The sequence below is a fragment of the Nitrosococcus halophilus Nc 4 genome, from assembly GCF_000024725.1.
Taxonomy (GTDB): Bacteria; Pseudomonadota; Gammaproteobacteria; order Nitrosococcales; family Nitrosococcaceae; genus Nitrosococcus; species Nitrosococcus halophilus.
Window position 1 is genome coordinate 523,026 of record NC_013960.1, and the last position, 26,996, is coordinate 550,021.

Annotated in this window: 28 protein-coding genes and 2 tRNA genes; 7 read left to right on the top strand and 23 right to left on the bottom strand. The window is 52.6% G+C overall.

Annotated features, from left to right (window positions below; genetic code table 11):
* Positions 1-12: 12 nt before the first annotated feature.
* The 4 genes from NHAL_RS02485 to NHAL_RS19595 all read right to left on the bottom strand — a co-directional run bounded on the left by NHAL_RS02485 (position 13) and on the right by NHAL_RS19595 (position 2,855).
* Positions 13-840 carry an ABC transporter substrate-binding protein gene (locus tag NHAL_RS02485; protein WP_013031590.1) on the bottom strand — a complete coding sequence of 276 codons (828 nt, stop codon included), beginning with the start codon at positions 838-840 and terminating at the stop codon, positions 13-15.
* The gene (locus NHAL_RS02490; protein ID WP_203434352.1) at positions 831-1,529 is read right to left on the bottom strand and encodes an ABC transporter ATP-binding protein; all 699 of its coding nucleotides are present in this window, start codon (positions 1,527-1,529) and stop codon (positions 831-833) included. Before NHAL_RS02490 ends, NHAL_RS02485 begins: the two co-directional genes overlap by 10 nt.
* 30 nt (positions 1,530-1,559) lie before the next feature.
* Entirely contained in the window at positions 1,560-2,264 is a 705-nt protein-coding gene (locus NHAL_RS02495) for an ABC transporter permease (RefSeq protein ID WP_013031592.1), read from the bottom strand.
* Positions 2,265-2,453: 189 nt separating this feature from the next.
* Positions 2,454-2,855: a Uma2 family endonuclease gene (locus tag NHAL_RS19595; RefSeq protein ID WP_049780572.1), complete on the bottom strand. Its 402-nt coding sequence runs from the start codon at positions 2,853-2,855 to the stop codon at positions 2,454-2,456.
* Between the two features lie 86 nt (positions 2,856-2,941).
* Between NHAL_RS19595 and NHAL_RS02505 the strand changes: the two genes are divergently transcribed.
* Positions 2,942-3,184, top strand: a complete 243-nt coding sequence (locus tag NHAL_RS02505; protein ID WP_041354593.1) for a hypothetical protein — start codon at positions 2,942-2,944, stop codon at positions 3,182-3,184.
* Between the two features lie 16 nt (positions 3,185-3,200).
* On the opposite strand, the gene NHAL_RS02510 is transcribed toward NHAL_RS02505, so the two are convergent.
* From NHAL_RS02510 to moaC, 7 genes are all read right to left on the bottom strand, one after another.
* A tRNA-Arg gene (locus NHAL_RS02510) sits at positions 3,201-3,277 on the bottom strand.
* Between the two features lie 166 nt (positions 3,278-3,443).
* The gene (locus tag NHAL_RS02515) at positions 3,444-3,755 is read right to left on the bottom strand and encodes a hypothetical protein (RefSeq protein ID WP_013031593.1); all 312 of its coding nucleotides are present in this window, start codon (positions 3,753-3,755) and stop codon (positions 3,444-3,446) included.
* 996 nt (positions 3,756-4,751) lie between these two features.
* Positions 4,752-4,827: transfer RNA gene (locus NHAL_RS02520), tRNA-Ala, on the bottom strand.
* A 467-nt stretch (positions 4,828-5,294) separates the two neighbouring features.
* Positions 5,295-5,777, bottom strand: a complete 483-nt coding sequence (locus NHAL_RS02525; protein ID WP_013031594.1) for a flagellar protein FlgN — start codon at positions 5,775-5,777, stop codon at positions 5,295-5,297.
* Positions 5,778-5,787: 10 nt separating this feature from the next.
* Positions 5,788-6,102, bottom strand: a complete 315-nt coding sequence (gene flgM, locus NHAL_RS02530) for a flagellar biosynthesis anti-sigma factor FlgM (RefSeq protein ID WP_013031595.1) — start codon at positions 6,100-6,102, stop codon at positions 5,788-5,790.
* 71 nt (positions 6,103-6,173) lie between these two features.
* On the bottom strand, positions 6,174-6,905 hold the full coding sequence (gene flgA, locus NHAL_RS02535; RefSeq protein WP_238985419.1) for a flagellar basal body P-ring formation chaperone FlgA: 732 nt from the start codon (positions 6,903-6,905) through the stop codon (positions 6,174-6,176).
* Positions 6,906-6,987: 82 nt separating this feature from the next.
* Positions 6,988-7,503: a cyclic pyranopterin monophosphate synthase MoaC gene (moaC, locus tag NHAL_RS02540; protein ID WP_013031597.1), complete on the bottom strand. Its 516-nt coding sequence runs from the start codon at positions 7,501-7,503 to the stop codon at positions 6,988-6,990.
* Positions 7,504-7,637: 134 nt separating this feature from the next.
* On the opposite strand from moaC, the gene moaD reads away from it, so the two are divergent.
* The 3 genes from moaD to NHAL_RS02555 are packed head-to-tail and all read left to right on the top strand — an operon-like array spanning position 7,638 to position 11,093.
* A complete protein-coding gene (gene moaD / locus NHAL_RS02545; RefSeq protein ID WP_013031598.1) occupies positions 7,638-7,880 on the top strand; it encodes a molybdopterin converting factor subunit 1 in 243 nt (80 codons plus the stop codon).
* Complete coding sequence (locus NHAL_RS02550) at positions 7,877-8,314, top strand: molybdenum cofactor biosynthesis protein MoaE (protein ID WP_013031599.1); 438 nt, start codon at positions 7,877-7,879, stop codon at positions 8,312-8,314. Before moaD ends, NHAL_RS02550 begins: the two co-directional genes overlap by 4 nt.
* A gap of 52 nt (positions 8,315-8,366) precedes the next feature.
* The gene (locus NHAL_RS02555) at positions 8,367-11,093 is read left to right on the top strand and encodes an EAL domain-containing protein (RefSeq protein ID WP_013031600.1); all 2,727 of its coding nucleotides are present in this window, start codon (positions 8,367-8,369) and stop codon (positions 11,091-11,093) included.
* Between the two features lie 20 nt (positions 11,094-11,113).
* On the opposite strand, the gene metF is transcribed toward NHAL_RS02555, so the two are convergent.
* From metF to NHAL_RS02600, 9 genes are all read right to left on the bottom strand, one after another.
* The gene (metF, locus tag NHAL_RS02560; protein ID WP_013031601.1) at positions 11,114-12,007 is read right to left on the bottom strand and encodes a methylenetetrahydrofolate reductase [NAD(P)H]; all 894 of its coding nucleotides are present in this window, start codon (positions 12,005-12,007) and stop codon (positions 11,114-11,116) included.
* 139 nt (positions 12,008-12,146) lie between these two features.
* The gene (gene ahcY / locus NHAL_RS02565) at positions 12,147-13,460 is read right to left on the bottom strand and encodes an adenosylhomocysteinase (protein ID WP_013031602.1); all 1,314 of its coding nucleotides are present in this window, start codon (positions 13,458-13,460) and stop codon (positions 12,147-12,149) included.
* 80 nt (positions 13,461-13,540) lie between these two features.
* A complete protein-coding gene (gene metK / locus NHAL_RS02570; protein ID WP_041355357.1) occupies positions 13,541-14,752 on the bottom strand; it encodes a methionine adenosyltransferase in 1,212 nt (403 codons plus the stop codon).
* Between the two features lie 310 nt (positions 14,753-15,062).
* Positions 15,063-15,242, bottom strand: a complete 180-nt coding sequence (locus NHAL_RS02575) for a Trm112 family protein (RefSeq protein WP_013031604.1) — start codon at positions 15,240-15,242, stop codon at positions 15,063-15,065.
* Between the two features lie 3 nt (positions 15,243-15,245).
* A complete protein-coding gene (lpxK, locus tag NHAL_RS02580; RefSeq protein ID WP_013031605.1) occupies positions 15,246-16,262 on the bottom strand; it encodes a tetraacyldisaccharide 4'-kinase in 1,017 nt (338 codons plus the stop codon).
* Positions 16,249-18,042 (bottom strand): lipid A export permease/ATP-binding protein MsbA, encoded by a 1,794-nt coding sequence (gene msbA, locus NHAL_RS02585; RefSeq protein WP_013031606.1) that lies wholly within the window; start codon positions 18,040-18,042, stop codon positions 16,249-16,251. Before msbA ends, lpxK begins: the two co-directional genes overlap by 14 nt.
* Before the next feature lie 16 nt (positions 18,043-18,058).
* Positions 18,059-18,481, bottom strand: a complete 423-nt coding sequence (locus NHAL_RS02590; RefSeq protein WP_013031607.1) for an ExbD/TolR family protein — start codon at positions 18,479-18,481, stop codon at positions 18,059-18,061.
* A 47-nt stretch (positions 18,482-18,528) separates the two neighbouring features.
* Positions 18,529-19,164: a MotA/TolQ/ExbB proton channel family protein gene (locus NHAL_RS02595; RefSeq protein ID WP_013031608.1), complete on the bottom strand. Its 636-nt coding sequence runs from the start codon at positions 19,162-19,164 to the stop codon at positions 18,529-18,531.
* A gap of 116 nt (positions 19,165-19,280) precedes the next feature.
* Positions 19,281-21,653 (bottom strand): DNA internalization-related competence protein ComEC/Rec2, encoded by a 2,373-nt coding sequence (locus NHAL_RS02600; RefSeq protein ID WP_013031609.1) that lies wholly within the window; start codon positions 21,651-21,653, stop codon positions 19,281-19,283.
* Positions 21,654-21,722: 69 nt separating this feature from the next.
* Between NHAL_RS02600 and NHAL_RS02605 the strand changes: the two genes are divergently transcribed.
* Positions 21,723-22,268, top strand: coding sequence for a DUF2062 domain-containing protein (locus NHAL_RS02605; RefSeq protein ID WP_013031610.1), 546 nt, complete (start codon positions 21,723-21,725; stop codon positions 22,266-22,268).
* 13 nt (positions 22,269-22,281) lie between these two features.
* Here NHAL_RS02605 and lolD read toward each other — a convergent pair whose 3' ends face one another.
* Both lolD and NHAL_RS02615 read right to left on the bottom strand, forming a co-directional pair.
* Positions 22,282-22,983, bottom strand: coding sequence for a lipoprotein-releasing ABC transporter ATP-binding protein LolD (lolD, locus tag NHAL_RS02610; protein ID WP_013031611.1), 702 nt, complete (start codon positions 22,981-22,983; stop codon positions 22,282-22,284).
* A complete protein-coding gene (locus NHAL_RS02615) occupies positions 22,976-24,223 on the bottom strand; it encodes a lipoprotein-releasing ABC transporter permease subunit (protein WP_013031612.1) in 1,248 nt (415 codons plus the stop codon). Before NHAL_RS02615 ends, lolD begins: the two co-directional genes overlap by 8 nt.
* Positions 24,224-24,370: 147 nt before the next feature.
* On the opposite strand from NHAL_RS02615, the gene NHAL_RS02620 reads away from it, so the two are divergent.
* Complete coding sequence (locus NHAL_RS02620; protein WP_013031613.1) at positions 24,371-24,646, top strand: PilZ domain-containing protein; 276 nt, start codon at positions 24,371-24,373, stop codon at positions 24,644-24,646.
* A 28-nt stretch (positions 24,647-24,674) separates the two neighbouring features.
* Here the strand turns inward: NHAL_RS02620 and rpiA are convergent, their stop codons facing one another.
* Positions 24,675-25,337, bottom strand: a complete 663-nt coding sequence (rpiA, locus tag NHAL_RS02625) for a ribose-5-phosphate isomerase RpiA (RefSeq protein ID WP_013031614.1) — start codon at positions 25,335-25,337, stop codon at positions 24,675-24,677.
* A gap of 100 nt (positions 25,338-25,437) precedes the next feature.
* On the opposite strand from rpiA, the gene ilvA reads away from it, so the two are divergent.
* Positions 25,438-26,967, top strand: a complete 1,530-nt coding sequence (ilvA, locus tag NHAL_RS02630) for a threonine ammonia-lyase, biosynthetic (protein ID WP_013031615.1) — start codon at positions 25,438-25,440, stop codon at positions 26,965-26,967.
* Positions 26,968-26,996 lie beyond the last annotated feature (29 nt).

The following is a 26,996-nucleotide window of genomic DNA, read 5'->3' on the forward strand; positions in this document are numbered from 1 at the left end:
TCCAAACCCAATTCAGCTATTCGCATTCGTGTTAGGAAAGAAGAGCTGCTTGCCGCCGATCTGGTACGCGCCGATGGCCTTCTGACCTTCGGGTGATACCAGCCAATCGATGAACGCTTGTCCCAGGTCCTTTTTTACATTGGGGCATTTCGTAGGGTTCACCAGGATGACGCTGTAGGGATTGAATAGGCGCGTATCCCCCTCCACCAGAATTGCCAGCTCCACAGGGTTTTTGAACGAAAGCCAAGTTCCCCGATCGGTAAGGAGGTAGGCGTTCATCTGTGCTGCGGTGTTGAGTGTCGCGCCCATTCCGGAGCCCATCTCCCGGTACCAGGGACCCTTGGCTTTTTCGAGATCTATTCCGGCCGCCTGCCACAGGCGCCGCTCCGCCTTGTGGGTGCCGCTGTTGTCGCCGCGGGAGGCGAACGGCGTTTTAGTATTGGCGATTTTCTTCAGCGCTATGGTGATGTCCTTGCCGCCGGCAACACCGGCCGGATCGGATTTCGGCCCCACCAAGACGAAATCATTGTACATTACCCCGTGGCGTTTGACGCCATGGCCTTCGGCGACGAATTTCTCTTCCGAAGCCGGGTCGTGGACGAACACCACGTCGGCGTCACAGCGCCGGCCGGTGTCCAGTGCCTGTCCCGTCCCTTGGGCCACCACCCGCACAGCGATGCCGGTCTTCTGCTTGAATTGAGGAAGAATTTCCCTAAACAGCCCTGAATTCTCAGCGGAGGTGGTCGAGGCCACCGTGATGAACTTGTCCGCAGCCGCTGCGTTGGTCGTTAGGGAGAGAAGCAACGTCGCTGCGATGAGAAGTTTTCCAGTCAGTGCCATAGTAGTTCTCCGCAAAGGAAGGCATGGGCTTTGGCCGAAGCCGGTTGGGTGAAAAAGCGTTCGGCCGGCGTCTGCTCCAGCAGCCGGCCTTCGTTCAGAAACAATATCTCGTCGGCGCAATATTTTGCCAGACCCAGGTTGTGGGTTGTCATAACGATCTTGGTGCCGGCATCGTGAATCGCCTGGATGATCCGATGCACTTCGCCCGTCGCCGTCGGATCGAGGCCCGCCGTCGGCTCGTCTAGAAACAGCACTTCCGGTCGCATTGCCCACGCCCGGGCTAGCGCCAGCCGTTGCTGCTCGCCGACGGAAAGCACCCGCGCTTGGCTCTGGGCCAGACGGCTCAGTCCGACCTGCTCCAGCGCTGCTTGAGCGCGCCGGTCCCGGTCCTTTCTCGCTACCCCCGCGAGTTTCAGTGCATAGGTGATATTATCCCAGGCGGAACGCCGTAGCATCACTGGACGCTGGAACACCATCGCCTGACGGCGCCTGCCCGGTCGGTCGGGAACGTTCCATTTTACCGTACCTGCCGTGGGCGCCAGTAGCCCGTGGCACACGCGCATGAGCACGCTTTTTCCCGCGCCATTGGGGCCCAAGATGACAGTTCGCGGCCCAGCTTCAATGCGTGCGGTGATGCCTTCGAGGATGGTTCGGCCGCCGGCAGTGAAGGTCACGCCGTCGAGCTGCAAGGGCAGTAGCGTTCCTGGATACCCCATGGCCTATCCGTACCGCCGCTGGGCGATTCGCTTGACACCGTAGGCGACGGCGTTGAGCAGCAGCACCAGGGAAATCAGTACGATGCCTAAACCTAGTGCCAGGGGCAGATCGCCCTTGCTGGTTTCCAGCGCGATGGCGGTGGTCATGACCCGGGTCACGCCGGCGATGTTTCCGCCGACAATCATCACCGCGCCCACTTCGGCCGCTGCACGCCCAAAGCCTGCTAGCACGACGGTCACCAGTGAGAAGCGGGTGTCCCACAGCAGGGTGAGCGCGGACTGGGTGAGACCTGCGCCGAGGGAACGGAGTTGCTCCGAGTATTCGCTCCAGGCGTCCTCGATCACTTGGCGCGACAGGGCCGCGACGATGGGCACGATAAGAATGGTCTGGGCAATGATCATCGCTGTAGGCGTAAACAACAGGCCGTAGTCGCCAAGTGGCCCGGCGCGTGACAGCAGCAAGTACACCAGCAATCCGATGACCACCGGCGGCAATCCCATCAAGGCATTGAATATTACGATCAGTACCTGCCGACCGGGGAACTTGGCCACCCCAGTGGCGGCGCCGATGGGAAGCGCGATCCCGCTGGCGATCAAGGTGGCCGTTAGGCTTACCCGCAGGCTCAGCAGAACGATTTCCACCAGTTCCGGGTCGCCGCGACTAATCATGTCGATCGCCTGCTGGAAGGCGAGACCGAGGGTGTTCATCACTGAATGGGCGAGCGCGGTTATACCCAATGATCCGCTAAGTAAACGACCGACCTGCTAAAGCAGGTGGCTTTTTCAGACCCAACCCCAAAAGGAGCGGTCATTTATGGTAGTCAAGAGACCCCACATACGGACGGCTTACCCCACAGGGGCGCCCGTTGCTAAGCTGATAAGCAAAGCAATCCCTCGTTATTTATTTACGCCTGTCTGGCAGGCTGGACATCGACGTGGGATACGCGCGCCAAGCCAACAGTATACACCGCTTAGTCTCGTAGTTAAAACTGACCGTCTAAAGACGGTGGTATCAACCTTTGGAAGAGTACGATCATGAATATCAATGGCATCGAACGGTTTTACGGAGATAATATCATCGTTGCGGAAAAGACCTAAGGGCTGCCATTGGCTGTTGACAAGTTCATAGGCCTCCAGCGTCTTGGTTTTCGGGTCGACCAGCCAAGCAAGTTGGATCCCATAATGGGCGTACAAGGGCATCTTCTCCTCACGATCGGTGCTCTTCGTGGATGGCGAGAAAATTTCACACACCCAGTCCGGTACGACCTGGATCTTGTGTCCCACCGGGGGCGATGGCATCCGTTCTTTTCGCCAGCCTGCGATATCTGGGACTGTGAGTTCGCTGTCTAGAACAATGACCCCTTATTAACCGCAGGATCATTTTCATGGCGCTTAATCTGGCAAAAACGGTGGTTAATTTTCTGGCGCAGGAGTGCGAGAAATTCCGCGATTACCATCAGGCCAAGGGGTCCCTGTTCAGCAATTGGGAGGCGGCGTTTAGGAACTGGATCCGGAAGGCGGCTAAGTTCAAGGCAGATAAAAACCCGCCAGCAGGTGTGTCACGATCTGATCATGCTGTTGGTGAAAGAGAAGTTTCGGACAAGGAAGGAGAGTGTACAAGCTATTGATTTAAAGGGTTAAAATTGGCGCCCCGGATACGATTCGAACGTATGACCTTCCCCTTAGGAGGGGGATGCTCTATCCAGCTGAGCTACCGGGGCAGTAATGGTATTTTTGGATACTTAGTCAGGGGGAGTTTGATGCGCTTCTCTTTGCAAACCAACCTCAGCCCAATGCGTTCCATTTCAAAAAACTCGCTTTCATGTTACCCCATGAGGCTTAGGGAGTGAAGGGGTAATCAGTGAGCCTGCCTTATTTTAAGACCGATTAGTCCTGGGTTTCATCAATCCTGAAATACTGATCCAGGCCTAGCTCGCATAATTCTTTATGAAGGCAGGGAGTGCAGTGAATTATACTGATATCAGCTTGTTCTCTATCGGCGCATTCCTTGAGCATCCATAGCAAGTCATAACCGGAATCTTTGATTGATTCCATGTTTGCTAAATCAACCACAAAGTTTATTTTCTGGCCCTGGGTAGAGACCTCCCAGGAATCTTGGCTCATGGTAAAGTCTAGCGTGTCCCGGATGGTCAGAACGATGGTATGAGTTTTGGTGGGGGTTGTGGCAGCTACTGACATTTCAACTCCTCCCATTCTAAAGACAAGTCCTTTAATTTATTTCTGTGATTCAGTCGGTGGAATACTTGTGTTTTTCCTGCTAATGGAATTTTTTAGACAGACATAAATTGTGCCAATATTTGTTTAGGGAGGTTGTCTTTTGCTTAAGTTTATGATTTTTAGATATTTAGTGGTTAAAAGAAGTTTTATGTGTTATGTCTGTTCCCCCTGAAAGTGGGTTTTAAACCAACCTCATTTAGGCTCTGTTTGTCGGAGTAGCGAGACACCTCTAGGGGTCATGGACGGTGGTTGCTGTGGTCCGGGCTTGGGTCAGTGAGGTCCGGGTTTGTGGGATAGGGAAAAACGTTCATCAAAGGGAGCGAGAAAAGACTTCTCAGAGGGGTGGAAGCGGTAGGTGGGGATATTGTTGCCACTCTCTAGGAAACCTGGACTGAGCTAAGGCGGGATATGCAGCTAGACTTTCAAGTAGCGGTGCTAAAAGCGGTGTGGAGACTATGGGAATGTCCCTCTATCGGCCCACCGTTGCAGAGAAGATTGCCATCAGCAATATTTATGAACTAAATACCTTGACATTCATGGGTATTTAGGTGCTTACTATAACCCCTAGGCGCTCATGATGGCGCAGAAAAAAACGGAAAGCCACATTAGTAGGTTGTGGAACTGTGGCTTCCCGCGTCTGCGTCGCAAAATAATGAATATAACAAAAACAATAAAGAAAAGGCACCGCTTGCCGGGGCTTTTAAAGCAACTTTGAGTGCCTTATTACCCTATGGGTAGGCAAAACCGGCAGGCGAGGGCCTTTGTGCTCCGATATCATAGACCACGCTCTAAGGGCGTGGTTCCTTTTTTTATGGGATAAATAAAAAATTTTTTACAAGGGGCTGGCCTCTAGATGCCAACATTGTCGGCTGCAGTAGGCTTGCTAGAGCCATTCTGGATGAGAATAAGGCGTTAGCCTTGGTGATATCAGTTTTTTCGGATTTTGTTGGGATAAGATGGTGGAGCCGAGGAGGATCGAACTCCCGACCTTCGCATTGCGAACGCGACGCTCTCCCAGCTGAGCTACGGCCCCAGGACTTAAAACTGAATTCTACCCTGAAAAGTTTGAAGTGTCATCTCTCGGAGTTTGCTGCTTATGAGTGACAATTATCGGCTTATCTGCTTTTGCCGACTGGGCTCCTGCCCTGCCCGGTTGCCCTCTGCGCGTTTCCTGCTTCATCGAAGCCCCTATTGTCCCAGCTCTTGCGCGGTATCGTTGGGAGGCTGTGCCCCTCGACAGGCCTAACTTCCCGCGCTCCTTGCGGTAGCCAAAATGGATGTGCCGGTCGGATTTTACATCATGGCCGGTCTTCTGATAACAACTCCAAGGTCTCCTTATTGAGACCACACTCTAGCCTGGGGTCGATGTTACCGAAACGCACCGCAGCGAGCAACGGGTTATTTAGCCCTCGCGCTCGGCGCGCCGTTTCACTTCGCGACCTCGCTGGGGGGTCGCCTAACATCCATGTAAGGCTTCAAAGTTATTTATTGTTTTTAAGTTTAAACCCGCCCCAGGAGGGAGCGGGGTGCTGAGGCAGAGGGGAGTAGATCACCTCCAGGGCCATAAGCCGCAGACTTTAGCTCCTGTCCACTCAGTATTGTTAGAGCCCGCAGAACTTGGTGACGGTTACGGTTTATCAGGCTGCCATTGAGTTGATTTTGGTCACGGCATTGCTGTAGCCGCTCTTGCCGTTGCTCCCAAAGTGTTGAGAGTTGCCCCTGCTCCTGGGAGGTGCTGGCCTGGACATAAGCGCTAATGCCCTCGGGGGTGGAGGGCAGCCCGGACATTCTAAGTCGCTCTTCATGATCTTGAAAGACAGCCTCCAGGCGTATCATGGCGTCTTGTTTCTTGTTGACTGCGGCCTCCATGTCGGTCACCTCCCTCTGGCGTAGGGCAAGGTGTTCATCTTGCAATGTTTGCCACAGGCATTCAAGGCAGCTTAGCTCCTCTTGGAGAAGGTTGATTAGAACTTGCGCCGACATGCTTGGATGACTATTTATTCAAGGCCTGTTCCAGGGCAATCAGTTTGTCCGCAATACGCTCGGAATCGATTTGATAGCTGCCATCTTGGATTGATTGTTTGATTTGCTCAACCTTTTGATTATCTACGACGGATACACTGGCTAGAGATGCCTCCGTCTCCCTAAGTTGTTCAGCCGTGTTAGTCAAGGTGATAGTTTCCGCGGTCTGATGACTTAAGGCGCTAGAATCCTCCGCTGACTTGGAGCGGTCAGCAGTAGCCGTTTCTAGCGATTTTTGCACGGGGGCATGACTATAGCCTGATAGTCCATTGATTTCTGTGGACATTTCGGCTTTCTCCTCAAATATTTTGCCCATTGTTATCGGCGTTTAAGGTTTCAGCTTTAAGGTTGCGGGTATTACATTTGCACTTGTACTATACCGTCAGCCGTTACCGTCCCTTCGACAATACGCTGGGAGGAATTGTTCCTGACACGAATGTGCTCTCCCGCGCCGGCATCTTCGAGAGCTTGGCCTTTCATGTGGACCTGTAGCCCGGGGACTTTGGCTATTAAAATGACCTGTTGCCCACGCCGAACGAGTTTGGGAATTTCCAATACCTCGGGAGTAATGACTGCCCCCAAGCCCAAGGGTCGCTTGAGGCGTTTACCCGCCACCTGCGCTGGGTCCCTTAGATAACCTTGTCTTAGTTGCTCTAGATTGCGGCGCTCCAGATGGATATCAGCAAGGCTTAGGGGGGAACCAGGCACTAGTGGGTGGGTTGCAACCACTACTTTACCATAGACGGCTACTTTGACAGAGAGATACACCGTCCAGGGTGTGCCCCCAGTACAGCGGACACCCACTGTGGTGTTGCCTGTGGGGCGGCTGCCACTAGGGAAGAAAGCTTTTAAGGGATGAGAACATTTCGGGAGGCGCAAGCGCCGATCTAATGCTCCTGGGGTGACTTCGATATTCCCCGGTAACGCTTTCGCCTGCTTGAGGACAAATTTGCGAGCTATCTCCTGGATTTCAGCCAAGGATTGCTTATCCTTGGCCATGCTATGACTAGGGGAGAGCAGCATTAAGAAAAGCCAAAATAAGCAATAGAGAAGGCGCATAAAAGGGTTACGGGCAAGTTCTGACTTCAATGGATTGATTGATTATAGAGGAGCATGGTACACCCTGCCCCTACAATAGCGTATCGGCACCCGTGGGGTATCTTTTAATCGGTTATTTCGGTTTTTCGTGGGTGGGGGTACGGCGTGCCGTGCCTCTACTCTTCCAATCTCCCGATTTTCCGCCAGTTTTCTCCACTAGGCGGATATCCGTCATGGTCATCCCCCGATCCACAGACTTACACATGTCATAGAGGGTAAGAAGGGTGATCTGGACGGCGGTTAAGGCTTCTATTTCCACACCGGTTTGCCCCTTAGTCTCTACCGTAGCCCGACAGTCAATGGCGGAGATTTCGGGATGGGGGAATAACTCAATGGCGACCCGGGTGAGTGCAAGGGGATGGCATAGGGGGATCAGGTCGGCTGTTTTTTTTGCCGCCATAATCCCAGCTATTCGTGCAATGCCTAAAACATCGCCTTTCTTATGATGGCCCTCATTAATCATATTCAGGGTTTGAGGCTGCATTAGGATCCGGCCCTCAGCGATGGCAACTCGCTGAGTAATGGCTTTATTCCCCACATCAACCATATGTGCCTCACCGGACTCATTCAAATGTGATAGTTTTTTCATTAAATAGATCCAATCGTTGAGGGATTGATAACCTAGTTTGTACCGATTAGCACTTATTTCAGTATCTCATTAGGGTGTGATTCTTGGGACAAAATATATTACCTACTCTTAATAAAGGTGTGGAGTGATGAGTCATGGCAATCACAGTCAAGTTTTTTGCTAGCTTGCGCGAACGTTTGGGTTGTACGGAACGTCAGATTGACTTCAGTGAGCCAATAACGGTGGCAGAGGTTTGGACTCTTGTGGGTGATGGTCAACCGATTTCAGAAAATGTATTAATAGCCGTAAACATGGAATATGCTGGCGCTGAGACGGTAGTAAGGGACGGGGACGAAGTTGCTTTCTTTCCCCCGGTGACGGGTGGGGGTGGGCCGTGACTGTTCACATTATTAATGCTCCATTTGATCCTTGGCAAGAAGTTGCTAACTACCAGCAAGCCTATTTAAAGCGGGCGGGGCGGTTTGGCGCGACTGCCTGCTTTATTGGCACCATGAGGGACTTCAATGAAGGGGAGAATGTTCAAGCTATGGAGCTAGAACATTACCCCGGCATGACTGAAAAATACCTCGGTAAGCTCACCGAGGAGGCAAGACGTCAATGGCCTATTCTCGACTCTCTTATTATTCATCGCTATGGCCATTTACAGCCCAACGAGCCCATCGTGCTTGTGGTGGTTTGGTCTGCCCATCGGGCGGCTGCCTTCAAGGCCTGTTATTATCTGGTGGAGGAGTTAAAAGCCAACGCTCCTTTTTGGAAAAAGGAAACGCTTGCAACGGGTACCCGCTGGGTCGAGAGCAATACCTCCTCCTAGCATGGGTTTGCATATTCTTTGATAGGGGCGGGGCGCTATTGGGCACTAAGCGATGAAACAGGGAAGTGATGTTAAGGCCAAGAGGCCAACTATTCTCCAAGCTTTACGCCCTATAGCCCAGGCCGCGAGTGATCACGCCGATATAGACAGACTACTTGCTGTTGCTGTGGATTCTGTCTTTTCCCTCTTTAACTGCGACCAGGTGTGGCTGCTTTATCCTTGTAGTTCCATTGCTACGAGTTATCGTATTTGTTGCCAACGCTCAAAGCCAGGGTTGCCTCAAGTTCAAACCTTGAATCGGAATCTCCCTGTGGATGAGTTTACAGGAAGGTTATTCCGTTTAGCTTTAGCGAGCCGGTCGCCGGTCGTTTTTAATGTTGATTCTCCCCTTCCCGCCCAGTTCCTAGAGCAGGAGCCCTTATCTTCTCAAGCCCTCATGGCGATGGCCCTTTACCCTAACCAGGGGGAGCCCTGGTTGCTTGGGATGCAGCGGAGCCAGCAAAATTGCCTTTGGAGTGAGCAGGAGGAGACCTTATTCTTGTCGGTTACGGAATTTTTGACGGAAATTCTCAATACATCGACGCGACACAGCAATCTCTACGAGGTCTCGCAGAGATTATTGGATTTATTAGCTCACGCGACCGATGAGGAGTATTTGTTGCGAGGCGGAATGGATATCCTCCAGGCATTAATTCAGCCTGAATATGCTGTGGCGACTACACTGAATGCTGAGGGTCAGTTAGAGGCCTTTGTTTTCTCTGGTGTTTCTGAGGAGAAAGCAGAACTTATCACTCAACTCTCAGGGGGTAAAGAGTTCTTGGGAGCCCGGCTAGAGCAAGCGCTACGTATTGATGATCTGAATTCACATCCAGATTTAGTGGATTTTCTGCCTCCTGATTTTCCTCTGAAGTCATTGCTTATGGCGCCTATCATCAATGAAGGGAAGATCATCGGTCGGATTTATCTCTGTGATAAACGCAATCACCGCACCTTTACTCTCGATGATGAAGTGCTATCAATGAGTTTTGCGGATGCCTTTGCCCAGACTCTCATCCGCTTTCGGAAAACCCTGGTGAGTCAGGGGGCGCAAGAAGCTTTGTTTTTAGACCATCAACGGGCTCAGGTGACTCTGGAGTCGATTGCTGATGCGGTGATTACTATTGATTCTCAAGGCCGGATTGATTATCTCAATCCATTAGCAGAAGAACTTATTGGCACTACCCAAAGTCAGGCCCAAGGCAAGTCCCTGGAGAAGGTCACCTGTCTTCTTGATGAAGAGAGTCGCTCTCATGTGATCCGTGATATTGCGGCTTGGCTGGCGCAGGAGCCTGTTGAGAGTCGCTCTTGCACCGCCTTATTGCAGGACGCGCGGGATCAGGAATTAATTGTTCAAACCTCTATTGCGCCTCTCCGTGACTCCCAAGATCGTATTTTTGGTGCCGTCCTGGTACTACGGGATATCACCCCCCTGCGAGCGCTTGCAAGCCAGCTCAGCTATCAAGCGACTCATGATGTTTTAACTGGTCTTATCAACCGGCGTGAATTTGAAGTTCGGTTGCGGCAGGCATTGGATGATGTTTGCCAGAACAATACCCACCATGTCCTATGTTATTTGGATTTGGACCAATTTAAGGTCGTCAATGATACTTGTGGGCATTTAGCCGGCGATAAATTACTTCGTCAACTGGCCACCCTGTTACAGGAGCGAATCCGCGAGGCAGACTGCCTGGGCCGGCTAGGGGGGGATGAGTTTGGTGTACTCCTGCTGGGATGCCATTTAGACCAGGCCCAAGGGATTGCAGAGAGTCTGCGGATTCTGATCCGTGATTTTCGCTTTAACTGGAAAGGAAAGACCTTTCAGCTAGGTGTCAGCATCGGTTTGGTGCCCCTTGCTCGAGGCAGTGGAGGACTGGAAGAAGTGCTGAGTGCTGCAGACACAGCCTGTTACGTGGCCAAGGACCAAGGACGTGATCGTATTCACACCTATCGCCTCGATGACTGCATCGTTGAGCGCCACCATGGCGAAATGCAGTGGGTGGCCCGTATCCAACAGGCCTTTGAGGAAAGCCGCTTTCTGATTTATTACCAGCCGATACGTGCCTTAAATAAGGAAGAGCATCTCTGCCACGGTGAGGTGTTATTGCGAATGAAAGGCGAAGACGAAAGCCTTATTCCGCCTATGGCTTTTATCCCGGCTGCGGAGCGGTACCGCTTAATGTCTGCCCTGGATCGGTGGGTAATCAGCAACACTTTCATTGCCTTGGAGGAGCACTCCATAGGGCAAGCGCTGATAGGCATTAATCTTTCCGGTCAGTCGGTCTGCGATGAATTGTTTCTGAAGTTTGTGATTGAGCAACTGCAACGGAGCCCCGTTAACCCTCGGATGATTTGCTTTGAGATCACGGAAACGGCGGCGGTGGCCAATTTTGATAGTGCTATTCGGTTTATTCGAGCACTGAAGGAGATCGGATGTCGTTTCGCATTAGATGACTTCGGCAGCGGCCTATCGTCATTCAATTATTTAAAGAACCTACCGGTCGATTACCTAAAGATTGATGGTAGTTTCGTCAAAGACATGGTGGATGATCCCGTGGATTATGCCATGGTGGAGGCCATTCATAAGGTAGGTAAAGTGATGGGTTTGAAGACTATTGCTGAATTTGTCGAAAATGAGGCTATCCTCGAGAAGCTACGAGGCATTGGCGTTGATTATGTCCAAGGCCTTATTATTGGAGGCCCTCGGCCATTCCATAAAACGCCTTGGGCTGATAAAGAGTAGAAAGAATGCCCGCGGGAGATCTATGTCTTGGCAGCAGTAGGTAGATCAGCAGGCTTAGCTTCCAACCCTAAGTTATCCCAGATGGCAAGGGTAGGGCCTGCCCGGTTTAAAGTATAGAAATGCAACCCTGGAGCACCCGCCTCTAGCAAGCGATGACAGAGATCACTGACGACATCAAGAGCAAAGGCGCTCATGGCCGCCGGATCATGAAACTCCTCCAATCGTTTCCGTAGCCAGCGCGGAATTTCTGCGCCGCAGGCGTCGGAGAAGCGGGCTAACTGCACGTAATTGTTAATCGGCATGATCCCAGGAACAATGGGGAGGTCGATGCCTACGCTTTCACAGCGATCCACAAAGCGGAGATAAGCGTCGATATTGTAGAAATACTGGGTAATCGCGCTATTAGCCCCTGCCTCGACCTTGCGTTTGAAATTCATAAGATCAGCCTGGGCAGAGCGCGCTTGGGGGTGGACCTCGGGATAAGCAGCCACCTCAATGTAGAAATAATCATCCGTTTCAGCGCGAATGAACTCCACCAATTGGTTGGCGTAATGAAAATCTCCGGGATCAACCATTCCAGAAGGTAGATCGCCCCGGAGAGTGACCAGCCGTTTGACACCATGTTGTTGGTAAGCCTTTAGAATTTCTCGAATATTCCCACGGGTAGAGCCCACACAAGAGAGATGGGGGGCAGCGTCAATGCCGCTTTTCTTGGCCTCTGCCTGGATTTCTAAAATCGTCTCGAAGGTTCGGTCACGGGTAGAGCCACCTGCCCCAAAAGTCACCGAGTAGTAACGAGGATGGAGTAGGGCAAGTTTCTTTCGAGTCCGACGCAGTTTAGAGGCGCCTTCATTACCCTTAGGGGGGAAGAATTCACAGCTAAAAGTTAAAGGATATTTCCGTTGAGAGTGCATAATGTCATGGTGAAAGTGGGAGTAAATAACCGTCGGCGACGCAACGGCTTGAGCTAATCGCCGACGGCTAGCTTGGGTATTGCACCTACTTAGAGAGCGATTCCCTTCCTATATTTTCTTTAGATATCTTTAAAATAGCTTAATATCGATAATAGTCCGGCTTATAGGGTCCATCCACTGGAACGCCAATATATTTGGCCTGTTCTTCGGTAAGCGGGGTTAATTGAGCACCGAGCTTCTTTAGGTGCAGCTGAGCGACCTGTTCGTCCAGTTTTTTCGGTAGCACATAAACCTGCTTCCCATATTTTTCTGGATTGTTCCATAATTCGATCTGGGCCAAGACTTGGTTGGTAAATGAATTGGACATGACAAAGCTTGGATGACCCGTGGCGCAACCCAAATTGACTAATCGGCCCTCAGCGAGGAGGATGATACGCTTCTCATCTGGGAAGATGATGTGGTCCACTTGGGGTTTAATGTTTTCCCAGGTATATTGCCGCAGGCTGGCCACATCGATCTCGCTATCAAAGTGACCGATATTGCAAACGATGGCCTGATTCTTCATCGCTTGCATATGTTCGTGGGTGATCACGTGATAATTGCCGGTGGCTGTGATGAAAATATCCCCCTTGCTTGCCGCCTCTTCCATGGTGACAACGCGAAAACCTTCCATGGCTGCTTGGAGGGCACAAATAGGATCAATCTCGGTAACCCACACCGTGGCTCCTTGACCACGGAGGGATTGGGCGCATCCCTTGCCCACATCGCCATATCCCAATATCACCGTGGTTTTACCCGCAATCATGACGTCGGTTGCTCGCTTGATACCGTCAAGGAGAGATTCCCGACAACCATAAAGGTTATCAAATTTAGACTTGGTGACCGAATCGTTGACGTTAAAGGCGGGGACTTTCAGGGTTCCCTGCTCCATCATTTCGTACAATCGGTGTACGCCAGTGGTGGTTTCCTCAGAAAGGCCACGGACTCCTTCTAAAATCTCGGGGTATCGCTCATGCATGACGGCGGTGAGGTCCCCCCCATCATCGAGCAGCATATTGGGTTGCCAGCCATTGGGCCCGTGGATGGTTTGATCAACGCACCACCAGTATTCCTCTTCGGTTTCTCCTTTCCATGCGAAGACCGGAATCCCTTTGGCAGCGATGGCTGCGGCGGCGTGGTCTTGGGTGGAAAAAATATTACATGAGGACCAACGCACTTCAGCGCCGAGGGCCACTAGCGTGTCGATAAGAACAGCCGTTTGAATGGTCATGTGGAGGCAGCCAGCAATACGGGCGCCAGCCAGGGGTTTCTGCCCTTGGTATTCTTCCCGCAGGGCCATGAGGCCAGGCATTTCGGTTTCAGCAATGGCAATCTCTTTATGGCCCCAGTCAGCAAGACTGATATCTGCAACCTTATAATCAGAGGTCAGATTTTCTGCGGTCTGTGTGCTCATAGATTCTCCCAGATTTGTTTTGTTCAGGTATGGCCCGATAGTTAAAATTTACCGCCTAAATTTCCCTTGAATTTCCAGGATTAGTGGCTTTCAGAGCGAACATTGACAACTTCAGCGGTAGCAGGGCCCAAGCCCGCTGCATCGCGCAGTGCCTCGGCTTTATCGGTTTGCTCCCAGGTAAATTCGGGCTCTTCCCGGCCAAAGTGGCCGTACGCCGCGGTCTTTCGATAAATGGGCTGGAGCAGATCTAGCATCCGTAGCAGACCTGCGGGTCGCAGATCAAAATGTGCTCGGATCAACTGGACGAGACGAGATTCTGCAACTCTGCCAGTACCGAAGGTATTGACGCTCACGGAGGTGGGTTCGGCGACGCCGATGGCGTATGAGATTTGAACCTCGCAACGCTCCGCCAAGCCCGCAGCCACGAGATTTTTAGCGACATAGCGGCCGGCATAGGCAGCAGAGCGGTCTACTTTGGAGGGATCTTTGCCTGAAAAAGCGCCTCCCCCATGGCGGGCCATTCCACCATAAGTATCGACAATGATTTTACGTCCAGTCAGTCCGCAATCGCCCATGGGTCCCCCGATAGCGAAACTGCCGGTCGGGTTCACATGGATGTTTTCAGACTTACAGCGGGCCAGCCATTCGGCGGGTAGTACGGGTTTGATAATGGTCTCGATAACCGCCTCACGCAAGGTGGTTTGCTTTATTTCGGGGCTATGCTGGGTAGATAAGACAATGGCATCGATTCCCACCGGGATGTCATCTTCATAAAGCAAGGTGACTTGGCTTTTAGCGTCTGGACGCAACCAAGGCAATTCGCCGCTACGCCGTACCTCGGCCTGGCGCTGCACCAAGCGATGGGAATAGGTAATGGGCGCGGGCATCAAAACATCGGTTTCATCGCTCGCATAGCCAAACATCATCCCTTGGTCGCCTGCACCTTGCTCTTCTTCCAGTTCTCGGTCAACGCCCTGGGCAATATCAGGTGATTGCTTGCCGATGGCATTCAACACGGCACAGGTCGCCCCATCAAACCCCATTTCTGAGCTGTCGTAGCCAATTTTGATGATAAGTTCGCGGATGATTTTCTCATAGTCCACTTGGGCTTGGGTGGTGATTTCTCCTGCTACCAGCACCATGCCGGTTTTCACTAAAGTCTCACAGGCCACCCGTGCTTTCCTATCCTCGGCCAAGATGGCATCTAGGATCGCATCCGAGATTTGGTCCGCGATTTTATCCGGGTGACCCTCGGAGACCGATTCTGAAGTAAATTGTCTAGTTTCCTTCATGGACATCTTTATCCCCTTCTTTGGATTTTGGCAAACTTTAGCGGTACTAAGGTAAGAGTACAAGGGAGGGTTAGGTGGCGCTGCTGTCTAATTAAGCCTTTTTCGGTGCTGTAATGAATTAATTTGATTAGTTAGCAGTATAAGCATGATCTTAAATCTAGCAACCGTTTTGTTGGGTTCTAGCAGGCTATTGTTGCGCCTTTGTCTTCAGGCGGGAGGACGCCCCTCCCCTGGAATATTTGAGTATGGCACCTCTTTAAGGGAGCGCTAGTTCTGAGTTGCCAATGCTACTTGAGTTCTTCTGCAGAGGCTAGACTTCCTCCTCAGGATCAAGTTGTCGTGCTTCCTCTTCAAGCATGACCGGAATGTCATCCCGGATAGGGTAGGCCAAACGGCATGCCTTACAGATGAGCTCCTGGTTTGCTTTCTGATAGACCAAGGAGCTTTTGCATACTGGGCAAGCAAGTATCTCAAGTAATTTTTTATCCATGGATCATCCTGTGGTTTCTATGTTTAGCTTTTTTCTAGAAGCCTGCTGCAGTAAGTCAAGCACCTGATCGCCAAAGGAGGTTGGCAGAGAAACATCCAAGGGAACAGACCAATGGTTGTCGCGGGCAAAATAGGTACATTTTACCGCATCTTTCTCTGTCATGAGTACCGGTTGCTGATCCTCAAAGGTGAGGTCATCAGGCTGGAAACGGTGGTGGTCCGGAAAAGGATGTGGCTGAACGGTGAGACCCTGGGTTTGTAACTGAATAAAAAAGCGTTCTGGATTTCCGATTCCGGCGACTCCATGTACCTTGGAGTGACGAAAATTTTTTAGGGGACAGGGGGTGCCGTCAGTGAGGCGGCGAGCGGCTTGAAGCTGTAAGTGCATGGCAAATTCACCCGCTTGAGGAAAACCGTTGGTGACCACTAAATCCACGGTTTGCAGGCGATCTAGGGGTTCTCTTAAGGGGCCAGCGGGTAGACAATGACCGTTACCAAAACGGCGTGCTCCGTCCACCACCAGGATCTCGATATCTCGGCCCAAGGCATAATGCTGCAACCCGTCGTCTGAAAGCAAGACATCACAGCCAGCGTGGGCTAAAAGGGTCCGGGCAGCGGCGGCCCGATCGGGCCCCACCACGAGAGGACAGGCAGTGCGCCGGGCCAGGAGAATGGCTTCATCACCGACAAGACGCGGGTCGCTGTCAGGATAGACGCGCTGGGGATAATTTCGGGCTTGGCCCCCATAGCCGCGGCTGATAAGTCCCGGCCGGTAACCGTGGCGCCGGAGAAATTGTGCTAACCAAATGATGAGCGGCGTTTTTCCTGTCCCTCCTAAGGTTAGATTGCCAATGACCAGGACGGGTACGGGGAGCATTTGGATAGCCCTCAGGCCTTGACTATAGGCCCATTGACGCCCTTTTACCGCCATTTGGAAAAGAGCGCTGAGGGGGGTGAGCAACCAGCGTGTAGGGTGAGTGCTATACCAATAGTTGAGAATAAGAGATCTATAATCCAACATTTGCGGCGAGGGGCAGGGTGGGTTCGTTGCCATTGTGGAATTGCAGGCGGTAGAGTTCGGCATAGTGACCCTCTTGGGCGAGAAGCTGGCGATGGGTCCCCCGTTCGAGAATCCGGCCTTGATGCAACACAATGATCTGATCGGCATTTTCCACCGTGGACAGTCGATGGGCGATGACCAGTGTGGTCCGGCGGCGCATCAGGGTCTCTAAAGCCGCTTGGATATGCCGTTCGGCCTCGGTGTCTAGGGAGGCGGTGGCTTCGTCTAAGATGAGGATGGGGGCATCCTTAAGCAAGGCCCGGGCAATGGCGAGTCGTTGCCGTTGGCCTCCGGAAAGGAGGACTCCATTCTCGCCAATGATGGTTTCCAAACCCTTAGGCAAGCGGTTGATGAATTCCATGGCATGGGCAGCTTCAGCAGCGCGGATAATGTCTTGTTTGCTGACTTGCCGGTGGCTTCCATAGGCGATATTATGAGCGATGGTGTCGTTAAACAAGACGATCTGTTGGTTGACCAAGGCAATCTGTCTACGTAGCTCCGTGAGGGGGAGTTCTTGGATATCAATCCCGTCTAAAAAGATACGCCCAGAATCAATCTCGTAGAAACGGGCGAGCAGGTTCACCAAAGTGGATTTGCCACTGCCTGAATGGCCTACCAAAGCGACGGTTTGGCAGGGCATGATCTCCAAGCTGATATTTTCGAGCACTGGGCCTTTGGTGGCGTCATAGCAGAAAGACAACTGCTCAAAGCGGACTGCCCCTTGGGCGCGCCCCAGTGCGTGCTGTCCACCATTTGTTTCAGGGGGCTCTCCCAATAGGCTGAAGATACTTTGGGCTGCGGCAATGCCTCGCTGCAAAGTCCCATTGATCTTGGTGAGGCGTTTAACGGGGCCAAGCAGCATCATCATGGCGGTGACAAAGGAAATAAAGGTGCCGATGCTGATTTGGGCGAGCATGGATTCGCGCGTGGCGAGATGAATGACTCCAGCCAATCCTAGCACGGCAATGAACTGAACTACCGGCTGGCTGATGGCATCAGTGGCCACCATTTTCATGGCTTGTTGACGGTTTTGCTCATTAACTTGCTCGAAACGTTCGGCTTCATAGGTTTGCCCGCCAAAAATCTTGACTTCCCGATGACCTTCAAGCGCTTCTTGGGCCACCTGGCTGACATTACCCATGGAATTTTGAATCTTTCGGCTAATCCGGCGGAAACGGTGACTGATCCACCAAACAATGAGGGCAATAATAGGCACGGTCACCAGAATGATGAGGGTGAGCAGACCATTCAAATAGACCATCCAGGCGAGGAGTCCCAGAATGGTCAAGGAATCCCGGACGATGGTGAGGATGGCGTCGGTGGCTGCATTGGAAACCTGCTCGACATCATAAATGAGCTTTGCTAGGAGTTGACCAGAAGAATTTTGGTCATAGTAACGGGCCGGCAGGGTAAGAAGATGGCAGAACATGTCTTTCCGCAGGTCCTTTACGACCCGGCGAGCGACCCACTTGAGGCCATAATTGGTAATAAAATTGGCGATACCACGGATGACAAATAGGCCAATTAAGAGAAGGGGAATAAGTTTGATGGTGGCCGGATCACGTTCCACAAAGCTTCCGTCCATCAAGGGCTTCATGAGTGCTGCCAGGCCGGTCTCGGTGGCTGCGTAGACGGCCATGGTGATGACTGAGACCGCGAAGATCCAGCGGTAAGGTCGGACATAACTGAGCAGACGGCGATAAGCTGTAAGCCCGGATTCCAAGGAGGGGGTCAGCGTCATGGGGATGTAGAGGAAATTAGGGGTCGTTGCGACGTTGGGCAGTGGCTAGGCTCAGGCGTTCAAACCCTAGTTGTTGAGCCACGTCCATGACCGTGACCACAGATTGGTAGTCGGTTTTGGCGTCAGCGCTAATAATCACGTGGGGATGTTGACGATCCCCTGCTGCCTCTTTTATCGCTGCCGTGAGGGTAGCAGACTGGTTGTTAAGGAGACGCTTTCCATTGATGGCAATCTTCCCCCCTTTGCCAATAGTCACCTGGATAGGGGGGCCCTGTTGCTCCATGGGGCGGGTGGTGGCTTCAGGCAAATCTACTTTCATCTCCGATTCGTGGATAAAGCTGGTTGAGACCATGAAGAAAATAAGGAGTAAGAAAACCACATCAATCAGCGGGGTCAGATTGATTTCTGGTTCATTATGGGAGGTTGGGTGTATATTCATGATGTTCCAAGCTAGGTTTCTGCGTCTAAAGAGGATTCAATAGATATTCAGGCGGCTGCATTTTCAACCGGGTCAAGTTCCCGGTCCCCATGCATGACCTCCACCAGTTGGATTGCCTGCTCTTCCATGTCTACCACCAAGGCCATGACCTTGCCGCGAAAATAACGGTAAAACATTAAGCTGGGGATGGCCACTGCAAGGCCTGCGGCGGTAGTGATGAGTGCCTCAGAGATTCCCCCTGCCAGCACTGCCGGATTGCCAACGCCCTGGGTGTTAATGACGGTGAAAACTTTGATCATTCCAATGACGGTACCCAGCAAGCCAAGCAATGGCGTAATCGCCGCAATCGTCCCCAAGGTATTGAGGAAACGTTCTAATTCCAGGGTGACATGACGGCCAACATCTTCGATGCTCTCTTTCATAATTTCACGGGAATGATTTCGGTTCACCAGCCCTGCAGCTAATATCCGACCGAGGGGGGAGTTTTCCCGCACTCGTTTAATTTGGAGTTCATGGAGTTGATTGCAGCATTGCCATTGCCAGATTTGGCCTACGAGGTGTTTGGGGGCGACCCGCTGCCGGCGCAGGGACCAGAAACGTTCGATGATAATTCCAATGGCGACGATGGAACAGACAAGGATCGGTAACATTAACCAGCCGCCAGCTTTAATGATTTCAAGCACGGTTTATGAGTATTCCTTTGCTGTGGTTGGGGGTTTTAGTCAGAAGTCTTACTCGGTACCTACATAAGCTCCCTCAATAATACTGCAACCAGCAGGCAGTCCCAAATCCATAAATTTTAGTTTCCGGTCCAGTAATGGCGGTTGGATTGCCTAAAAGTCTCTGGTTTTCCTAGGGGTTCATTGCCTAAATGAAAGGTAATGGCCCCGTGGCGGGCAGTGCTCCATGATTTTGCCCCATGGGCGAGATAACGTTGTACAATGGCCGGCTTAGGAAAGCCCCAACGATTACGGTAGCCTACCGCAAACAGGGCGTGCTCGGGATTGACGGCCGCTACAAATTCGGGGCTTGAAGAAGTCAAGCTGCCGTGATGGGGGACGACTAAAATCGTCGCGGCAAGTTCATCGGCATTCATCGCCAATAGGGTTCGTTCTGCAGAGCGCTCAATATCGGCGGCAATGAGGATGCGTTGTTCTCCACTTGTAATGCGTAGTACGCAGGAATGATTATTGCCGTGACCTTGGGTGGCTGGGGGATGGAGAATTTGGAAGTCAACGCCGTCCCAGCGCCAGTGTTGGCCATGAACGCAGGGCTTGGGGTGAGCCCAGGGTAGTTGTTCGGGAACGCTGGTCAAGATCTGTTGCGCCGGGATATGGCGTAGCAGGCCTGCTACGCCTCCGAGATGATCATTATCTCCATGGCTGACCACGAGAGTGTCGATGTCACTGGTATTTTGGCTGCTTAAAAACGGGGCGACGACGGCTTCACCCGTATTAAATCGGCTGCTATAGCGGGGGCCAGCATCGAAGACTAGGGTATGGTGGCGAGTACGGGCGACTGCTGCGAGCCCCTGTCCCACGTCGAGGAGCGTAAACCACAGGGTTCCATGGGCTGGACGTGGTGGGGGGGTGAGGAATAAGACAAGGAGTGCCACCAGCCCCAGCCAGCGGCCGGGTAGCCCCCGGGGGGCTAACAGCAATAGGCTGCCGAGGATAGCGGGGGGGAGCACCCAAAGAGGGGGACGGTATTGTTCCCATTGGGCCATAGGAAGCGTTGCGCACCCGCTGAGCAAGCCCCAAAGCAGAGCCAGCAGAGTGTCGGCAAAGTTGATGAGGGCTGTCCCCACCAGGGGAAAGGGAATCAATAAGAGGGTGCCCAAAAGCAGGGGTGGGACGATGAGCAACCCCATCCAGGGGACAGCCACCAGGTTGGTCAGCGGGGCCACCAGGGAAAGACGTTGAAATTGGTAGAGGAGCAGGGGGGCCAGTCCTAAGGCGACCACCCATTGGGCTTTGCCCCACTCTTGCCAAAGGCGCCCCAGGCGGTGAGAGACAGGGTTAAAACTCGCGCTTTGGGGGGAAGGTAAAGGGCGAAATTCGGTCATCCCCATCATCAGTGCCGCCACCGCGCCAAAGGAGAGCCAAAAACCGGGGGCAAGAGCAGAGAGGGGGTCCCAGATTAATACCAATATCAGGGCCAGTGCAAGGGTACGGGAGGCACGGACAGGGCGTTTTACTAATACCGCCAACATGACCACGCTGACCATGATCAGGGCCCGTTGGGTAGGAATGGAGAAGCCGGCCAGAGCAGCGTAGAATAGGGCGCTGATAATAGCCCCCAGAGCCGCCGCCTGATGGGCCGGCAAGGCTAGGGTATTGGCTGCTCGCAGGGACCATAGGCGCCGCCCCAAAAAATAGGCGAATCCTGCGAGTAAACCGATGTGCAGTCCCGAAATGGCGACGAGATGATTGGTTCCGGTACGCTCTAGGATTTGCCATTGTGGGGGGGTGATGCCGCCACGCTCGCCCAAGGTGAGTGCTTGAACGAGCCCTTGTTGAGGGCTGTCAGCAAGGACGGTGGTCATACGCTCAAGCAGATGTTGACGGACTCGATCGATGGGAGAATGATACCAGTGGGACTCGATAAAGCGATTGGCTGTTGCCGAGCGGACGTAACCCGTAGCCCGAAAGCCTTGGCGGAAGAGCCAGCCTTCATAATCGAAGCCGCCCGGATTCATGAACCCTCGGGGACGTTTGAGGCGGACCATCAGCTGCCAGCGATCTCCCACTCTAAGTTCTGAAGGAGGATCTTGATACCAACTGAGGCGTACCCGTTTGGGAGCGTGCCGTGGTTGGCCTTTGAAAATTAAGCGCTCAATAGCAAAGGCAAAGCGTAGGCTGTGATCCTGGGTTTCTGGGATGGAAACTACCCTACCCTCAAGCAGAACGTCCTGCCCTTCTAATGCTGGAGGGAGTTCCTGGGAGAGTAATAGGTGGGCCCGGAATAGGGCCCAGAGGAAGCCGGTGGCAATCAGCAACACCGGTCTCAGGCGTTGGTAGGAGAGAGCTAGTGGAATGAATCCCCATAGGAGTAAGGACCATTTTGAATTCGGCAGCAGAGGCAATTGCTGCAGAATCACTATCCCTGCAAGAAAGGTGAGCGCATTTAACACTATGGGTTGAGGATCCTGATCGTGGATATTTAACACCATGCCTTTAGGATTCAGATCATAATCGTAGATTAATGGACGTAATGCGAATTTCGTAGAGTTTATGACGTTATGCCACGCCGATTTCTTAGACGCTATTTACCCCCCCCTCACCGACTCAAAGAGCATAAGCAGTTGCAATATCTTGGGGAGTGGCTCTCTGTGCCCAACCTTTGGCACCTCAACCGCCGTTCAGTGGCTGGGGCGGTAAGCATCGGGCTATTTATTGCCTTTCTCCCCTTACCTGGCCAGATGTTGGTGGCTGCCATCGCAGCGGTATGGACGCGGGTGAATCTACCCGTTTCTGTGTTGATGGTCTGGGTCACCAATCCCTTGACAATGGGACCCATATTTTTCTTTGCCTACAAGGTCGGGACCTGGTTGTTAGGCATTTCAGTCCAAGAGGTGACGTTTGAATTGACTTGGCATTGGTTGCAGACTCGGTTGGTGACTATTTGGGAGCCGTTTTTACTGGGTTGTTTAGTCGTAGGCCTGGTTGTGGGCCTGACAGGGGGGATGCTAACCCTTGGTTTATGGCGAATGGAGGTGGGGCGGCGCTGGAAAGAACGCAAACGGCGCAAGATAATACCGAAACCGGGGGATAAGCGTTGTGCTTAACGTAACACCCCGCTTAGAGTAATAATCCTGACATTAAGCGTCCGTCTACTAGGGTGAGCGCCCGATCCATCTGCACCGCTAAATGCGGATCATGGGTCACCACTACTAGCGCGGTATTGAAATCGCTGTTGAGCTTTAGCATGAGATTGAAGACCTGTTCAGCATTTTTCCGGTCTAGGTTGCCCGTGGGTTCGTCGGCCAGCACACAGCGAGGATCGGTCACTAGTGCCCGGGCTACGGCGGCCCGCTGGCGCTCACCCCCTGAAAGTTCCCCCGGCTTGTGATGAAGTCGTGCCTCTAGGCCAACCCGTTGTAGCAGTGTTGTGGCTTTCTCTTGGGCATGGGTTGTTTTAGCGCCGGCAATAAGCAGGGGTAGAGCGACATTTTCCAGAGCGGTAAATTCAGGTAGTAAGTGATGGAGTTGATAGACAAAACCAAGGGCGTGGTTACGTAATTGGCCGCACGCCGTATCACTGAGTTGAGCTAGATTTTGACCAGCAACCCAAACTTGGCCGTGGGTCGGGCGATCTAGACCTCCTAGCAGGTGGAGCAAGGTGCTTTTGCCTGAGCCCGAAGCGCCGACAATAGCCACGCATTCCCCTGGGGCAATGGATAAACTGACCTCCCGCAGCACCTCTACAGAAAGGTAGCCGTCAGTGAAACTCCGGGCTAAATCACGGCAGCAAAGTACCGCTGCTTTCTCGGTGTCATTCATAGCGCAGGGCCTCAGCAGGCTGAGTACGAGCAGCTCGCCACGCGGGATAGAGAGTCACTAGGACACAAAGTAGGAAGGCGGTACTGCAGACGGTAATCACATCATGCCAGCTCAATTCTGAGGGAAGATCGCTAATATAATAGACATCCGCAGGGAGGAATTGCACGCCAAACAAGGCTTCTATTTGGGGCACTACGGTTTCTACATTAAAGGCCAGGGCAATTCCCCCTATCATCCCCAGGAGTGTGCCGATAAAGCCGATGGCAGTGCCCTGAACCATAAAGATTCCCATAATACTTGCGGGTGTGGCCCCCAAAGTGCGGAGGATGGCGATGTCCGCCTGCTTATCCGTGACTACCATTACTAAGGTCGAGACGATGTTAAAGGCGGCAACGGCCACAATAAGAAACAAAATGACAAACATGACCGTCTTTTCTGTTTTCAAGGCACGAAAAAAATTGGCATGTTGGTAAGTCCAGTCCGCTGTCCGGTAGCTGCCCGGTAAAGTTTCCCGCAGCTCACGGGCAACGTAGGGGGCCTTGAATAAATTATCGAGCTTAAGACGAAGCCCGCTGATTTTCCCCGGAATGCGAAAGAGTAAGGCGGCATCCTCCAGGTTCATAACGGCAAGGGCGCTGTCATACTCATACATTCCAACTTGGAAGACTCCCGCTACCGTAAGCCGCTTAAGGCGAGGGATGACTCCTGCCGGAGTAGTGGTCGCATGGGGCGTGACCAAGGTAATCTTGTCGCCGACAAAGACCCCAAGGGCACGGGCCAAATCCATGCCCAACACGATTTGGAAGCTCCCAGGGTGCAAGACATCGAGGCTGCCTACCACCATCTTGCTGCGGATATCGGCAACCTGATCTTCCTGCTGAGGCAGAATTCCACGTACTAATGTTCCTCGCACTTGGCTGCGATGAGTCAGCATACCCTGCCCCTCTACAAAAGGGGCTATGCCGACAAGCCTGGAGTCTTTTTCTAGTTGGGCCTTGAGTGCCTGCCAATTCCCAAGGGTTCCGTCGGGGCCGGTGACGATAACATGGGAGACCATTCCCAAGATGCGGGTGCGTAGTTCCTTCTCAAAGCCATTCATTACCGAGAGCACGGTAATTAAAGCCGCTACCCCTAGGGAGACGCCCAGCATAGAGGTCAGGGAAATAAATGAGATGAAATGGCTACGGCGTTTAGCCCGCGTATAGCGCAGGCCGATATAAAAGGGTAGGGGTTTAAACATGCGCAATGATGATGCCAGTTCTGAGCGCTAATTCTTTTCGCTAAGCACAAGCGCCTCAGCACTCTTGTCGTTTATGCCGTCAGAAAATAGCCGATATAGTAATCTGAAGTTCAAAAAGTTGCTCCGCCTCTATTTGAAGGAGTGTTTATGGTCGAAAGGCGAAAATCAGAACGCCTGCCGGTTACAGTAGAGGTTCAGGTTGAATGGACGCCCGCCACGGCAGGTCCGCTCGTATTTAAAACTCGCGATCTGAGCGATAGTGGCATCCTGCTCCGCGTTGATGGTCAGGCTATCCCACCGGTAGGGCAAGTGGTGACTGTACGACTTAAAGATCCTCTTGCCGATGGTGAAACTCCGCCACTACTCAAGGCGGAAGTCGTTCGTCAAGATAACCGAGGACTTGGCCTCAAGTTTCTTAATTAGCTCCAAAAAGGGCGACACTTTACTGATTTCATTTGGAGTAAACGGTGTTAGCGCCCTCTGGGGTGCCCAGGATGAGCACGTCCGCCGGATCTATGGCGAAAAGGCCATTGGTGACAACGCCTGGAATATTATTGAGTTGCCCTTCCAGCTTTGCGGGCTCCATGATCGAAAGCCCGTGGATATCCAGAATCTGGTTGCCATTATCAGTGACAAAGCCTTCCCGGTAAACGGGTTCTCCACCAAGCTTGACAATTTGCCGTGCGATATGGCTTCGCGCCATAGGGATAACTTCCACCGGGAGAGGGAAATCGCCCAATATATCAACCAACTTTGACTGGTCTGCGATGCAGACAAATTTTCTACTGGCAGAGGCAATGATTTTCTCCCGGGTGAGGGCGCCCCCGCCTCCTTTGATCAGTTGCAGGTAATGATTGGATTCATCGGCGCCATCGACATAAAGTGGGATTTCTCCTACTGCATTCAAGTCATAAACGGGAATGTTTAAGGCTTTAAGCCGCTCAGTGGAAGCTTCAGAACTGGAGACAGCGCCATCAATCTTGCTTTTGACCGTCCCCAGCAGTTCAATAAAGTGATTGACTGTAGAACCGGTGCCAATACCGATAACAGCGCCAGGTTCTACATACTCAAGGGCGGCTTTAGCCGCTAGCTTTTTCATTTCATCGGGACTCATCGTCCTGCTCCTTATTGTATAGTCCATCGCCCGCGTGTGTTAATTATATGTGAAACGGGAAGTCGCTGACACTGTTGCTCATTGTTGTTAATGTATAGTAATGCTGTACAGTTACCTAGAACGTATTCTCAAGGCCCGTGTTTATGAGGTCGCAAGGGAGACACCGCTGGAGCCCATGCGGCGCCTTTCCCTGCGATTAAAAAATGCTGTGTTGTTGAAGCGGGAAGATCTCCAGCCGGTTTTTTCCTTTAAACTACGGGGTGCCCATAATAAGCTTACTCACCTGTCAGAAGAGGCGCGCCTTCGAGGGGTCATTGCCGCTTCGGCGGGGAATCACGCCCAGGGGGTTGCCCTTTCCGCCCGCAAACTGGGGGTTAGCGCTCGAATTGTGATGCCTCGGACGACGCCGCCCATTAAGATTGAAGCCGTGCGTGATCTGGGGGCCGAGATCGACCTGGTGGGGGATACTTATGATGAAGCCTGCCAACATGCATTGGCTTTGGCCGAAGGCGAGGGGCGTGCCTTTATCCATCCCTATGACGATCCTGAGGTCATCGCGGGACAGGGAACCATCGCGATGGAGATTTTGCGTCAACACCCGGATCCATTGCAGGCCTTATTCGTGCCCGTCGGTGGCGGGGGGCTTATTGCCGGGGTGGCCGCTTATGTCAAAGCCCTCTCACCTGAAATCCGTATTATCGGCGTGGAACCTGACGATGCTCCGAGCCTTTATCAGGCCCTGCAAGCAAAAGAGCGGGTTGTGCTTGACCATGTGGGCATTTTTGCCGATGGGGCCGCTGTCCGCCAGGTAGGAAAGGAGCCTTTTCGTATCGCCCGGGAGACGGTGGATGAGGTGATTTTGGTGGATAGTGATGCCATTTGTGCCGCTATTATGGATATTTTCGAGGATACCCGCTCTATCGCGGAACCGGCGGGTGCCCTTGCGGTGGCGGGATTAAAGCGGTATGTGGAGCGAGAAGGGCTACAGGGTCAGCGTTTGGTGGCGATTGACAGTGGGGCCAATATCAATTTCGATCGTCTGCGCCATGTGGCCGAACGGGCCGAATTAGGGGAACGGCGGGAAGCTTTATTTTGCGTCACCATTCCCGAGCAGCGGGGCAGTTTCCTTGAATTTTGTAAGGCGATTGGTCAACGGGGAATCACCGAGTTTAATTATCGTTATGCTGATTCCAACGAGGCCCATGTGTTTGTAGGGGTCCAGATGTGTGACAGCGGCCATGCCAAGGATCGGTTACTTCAGGAACTTCGCGCTAAGCACTATGCTGTGGTCGATATGACCGACAATGAGATGGCTAAGCTCCACATCCGTTATATGGTCGGTGGGCGGGCGCCAAAGCTGGAGAATGAGGTATTGTACCGGTTCGAGTTTCCCGAGCGCCCGGGCGCCCTGTTGCGTTTTTTAACCTGCATGGGGAGTCGTTGGAATATCAGCTTGTTCCATTACCGCAATCATGGCGCGGCTTATGGCCGAATATTGGTCGGCATTCAAGTGCCTGCGGCTGAGAAAGTGGAGTTTCAGACTTTTTTAGATGAACTTGCTTACGATTACCAAGAGGAAAGCGATAATCCGGCTTACCGATTGTTTCTTGGTCCGTCGACCACCGGGTGAGTGGCTGGAGCTTGATATTCTCGGTTTTC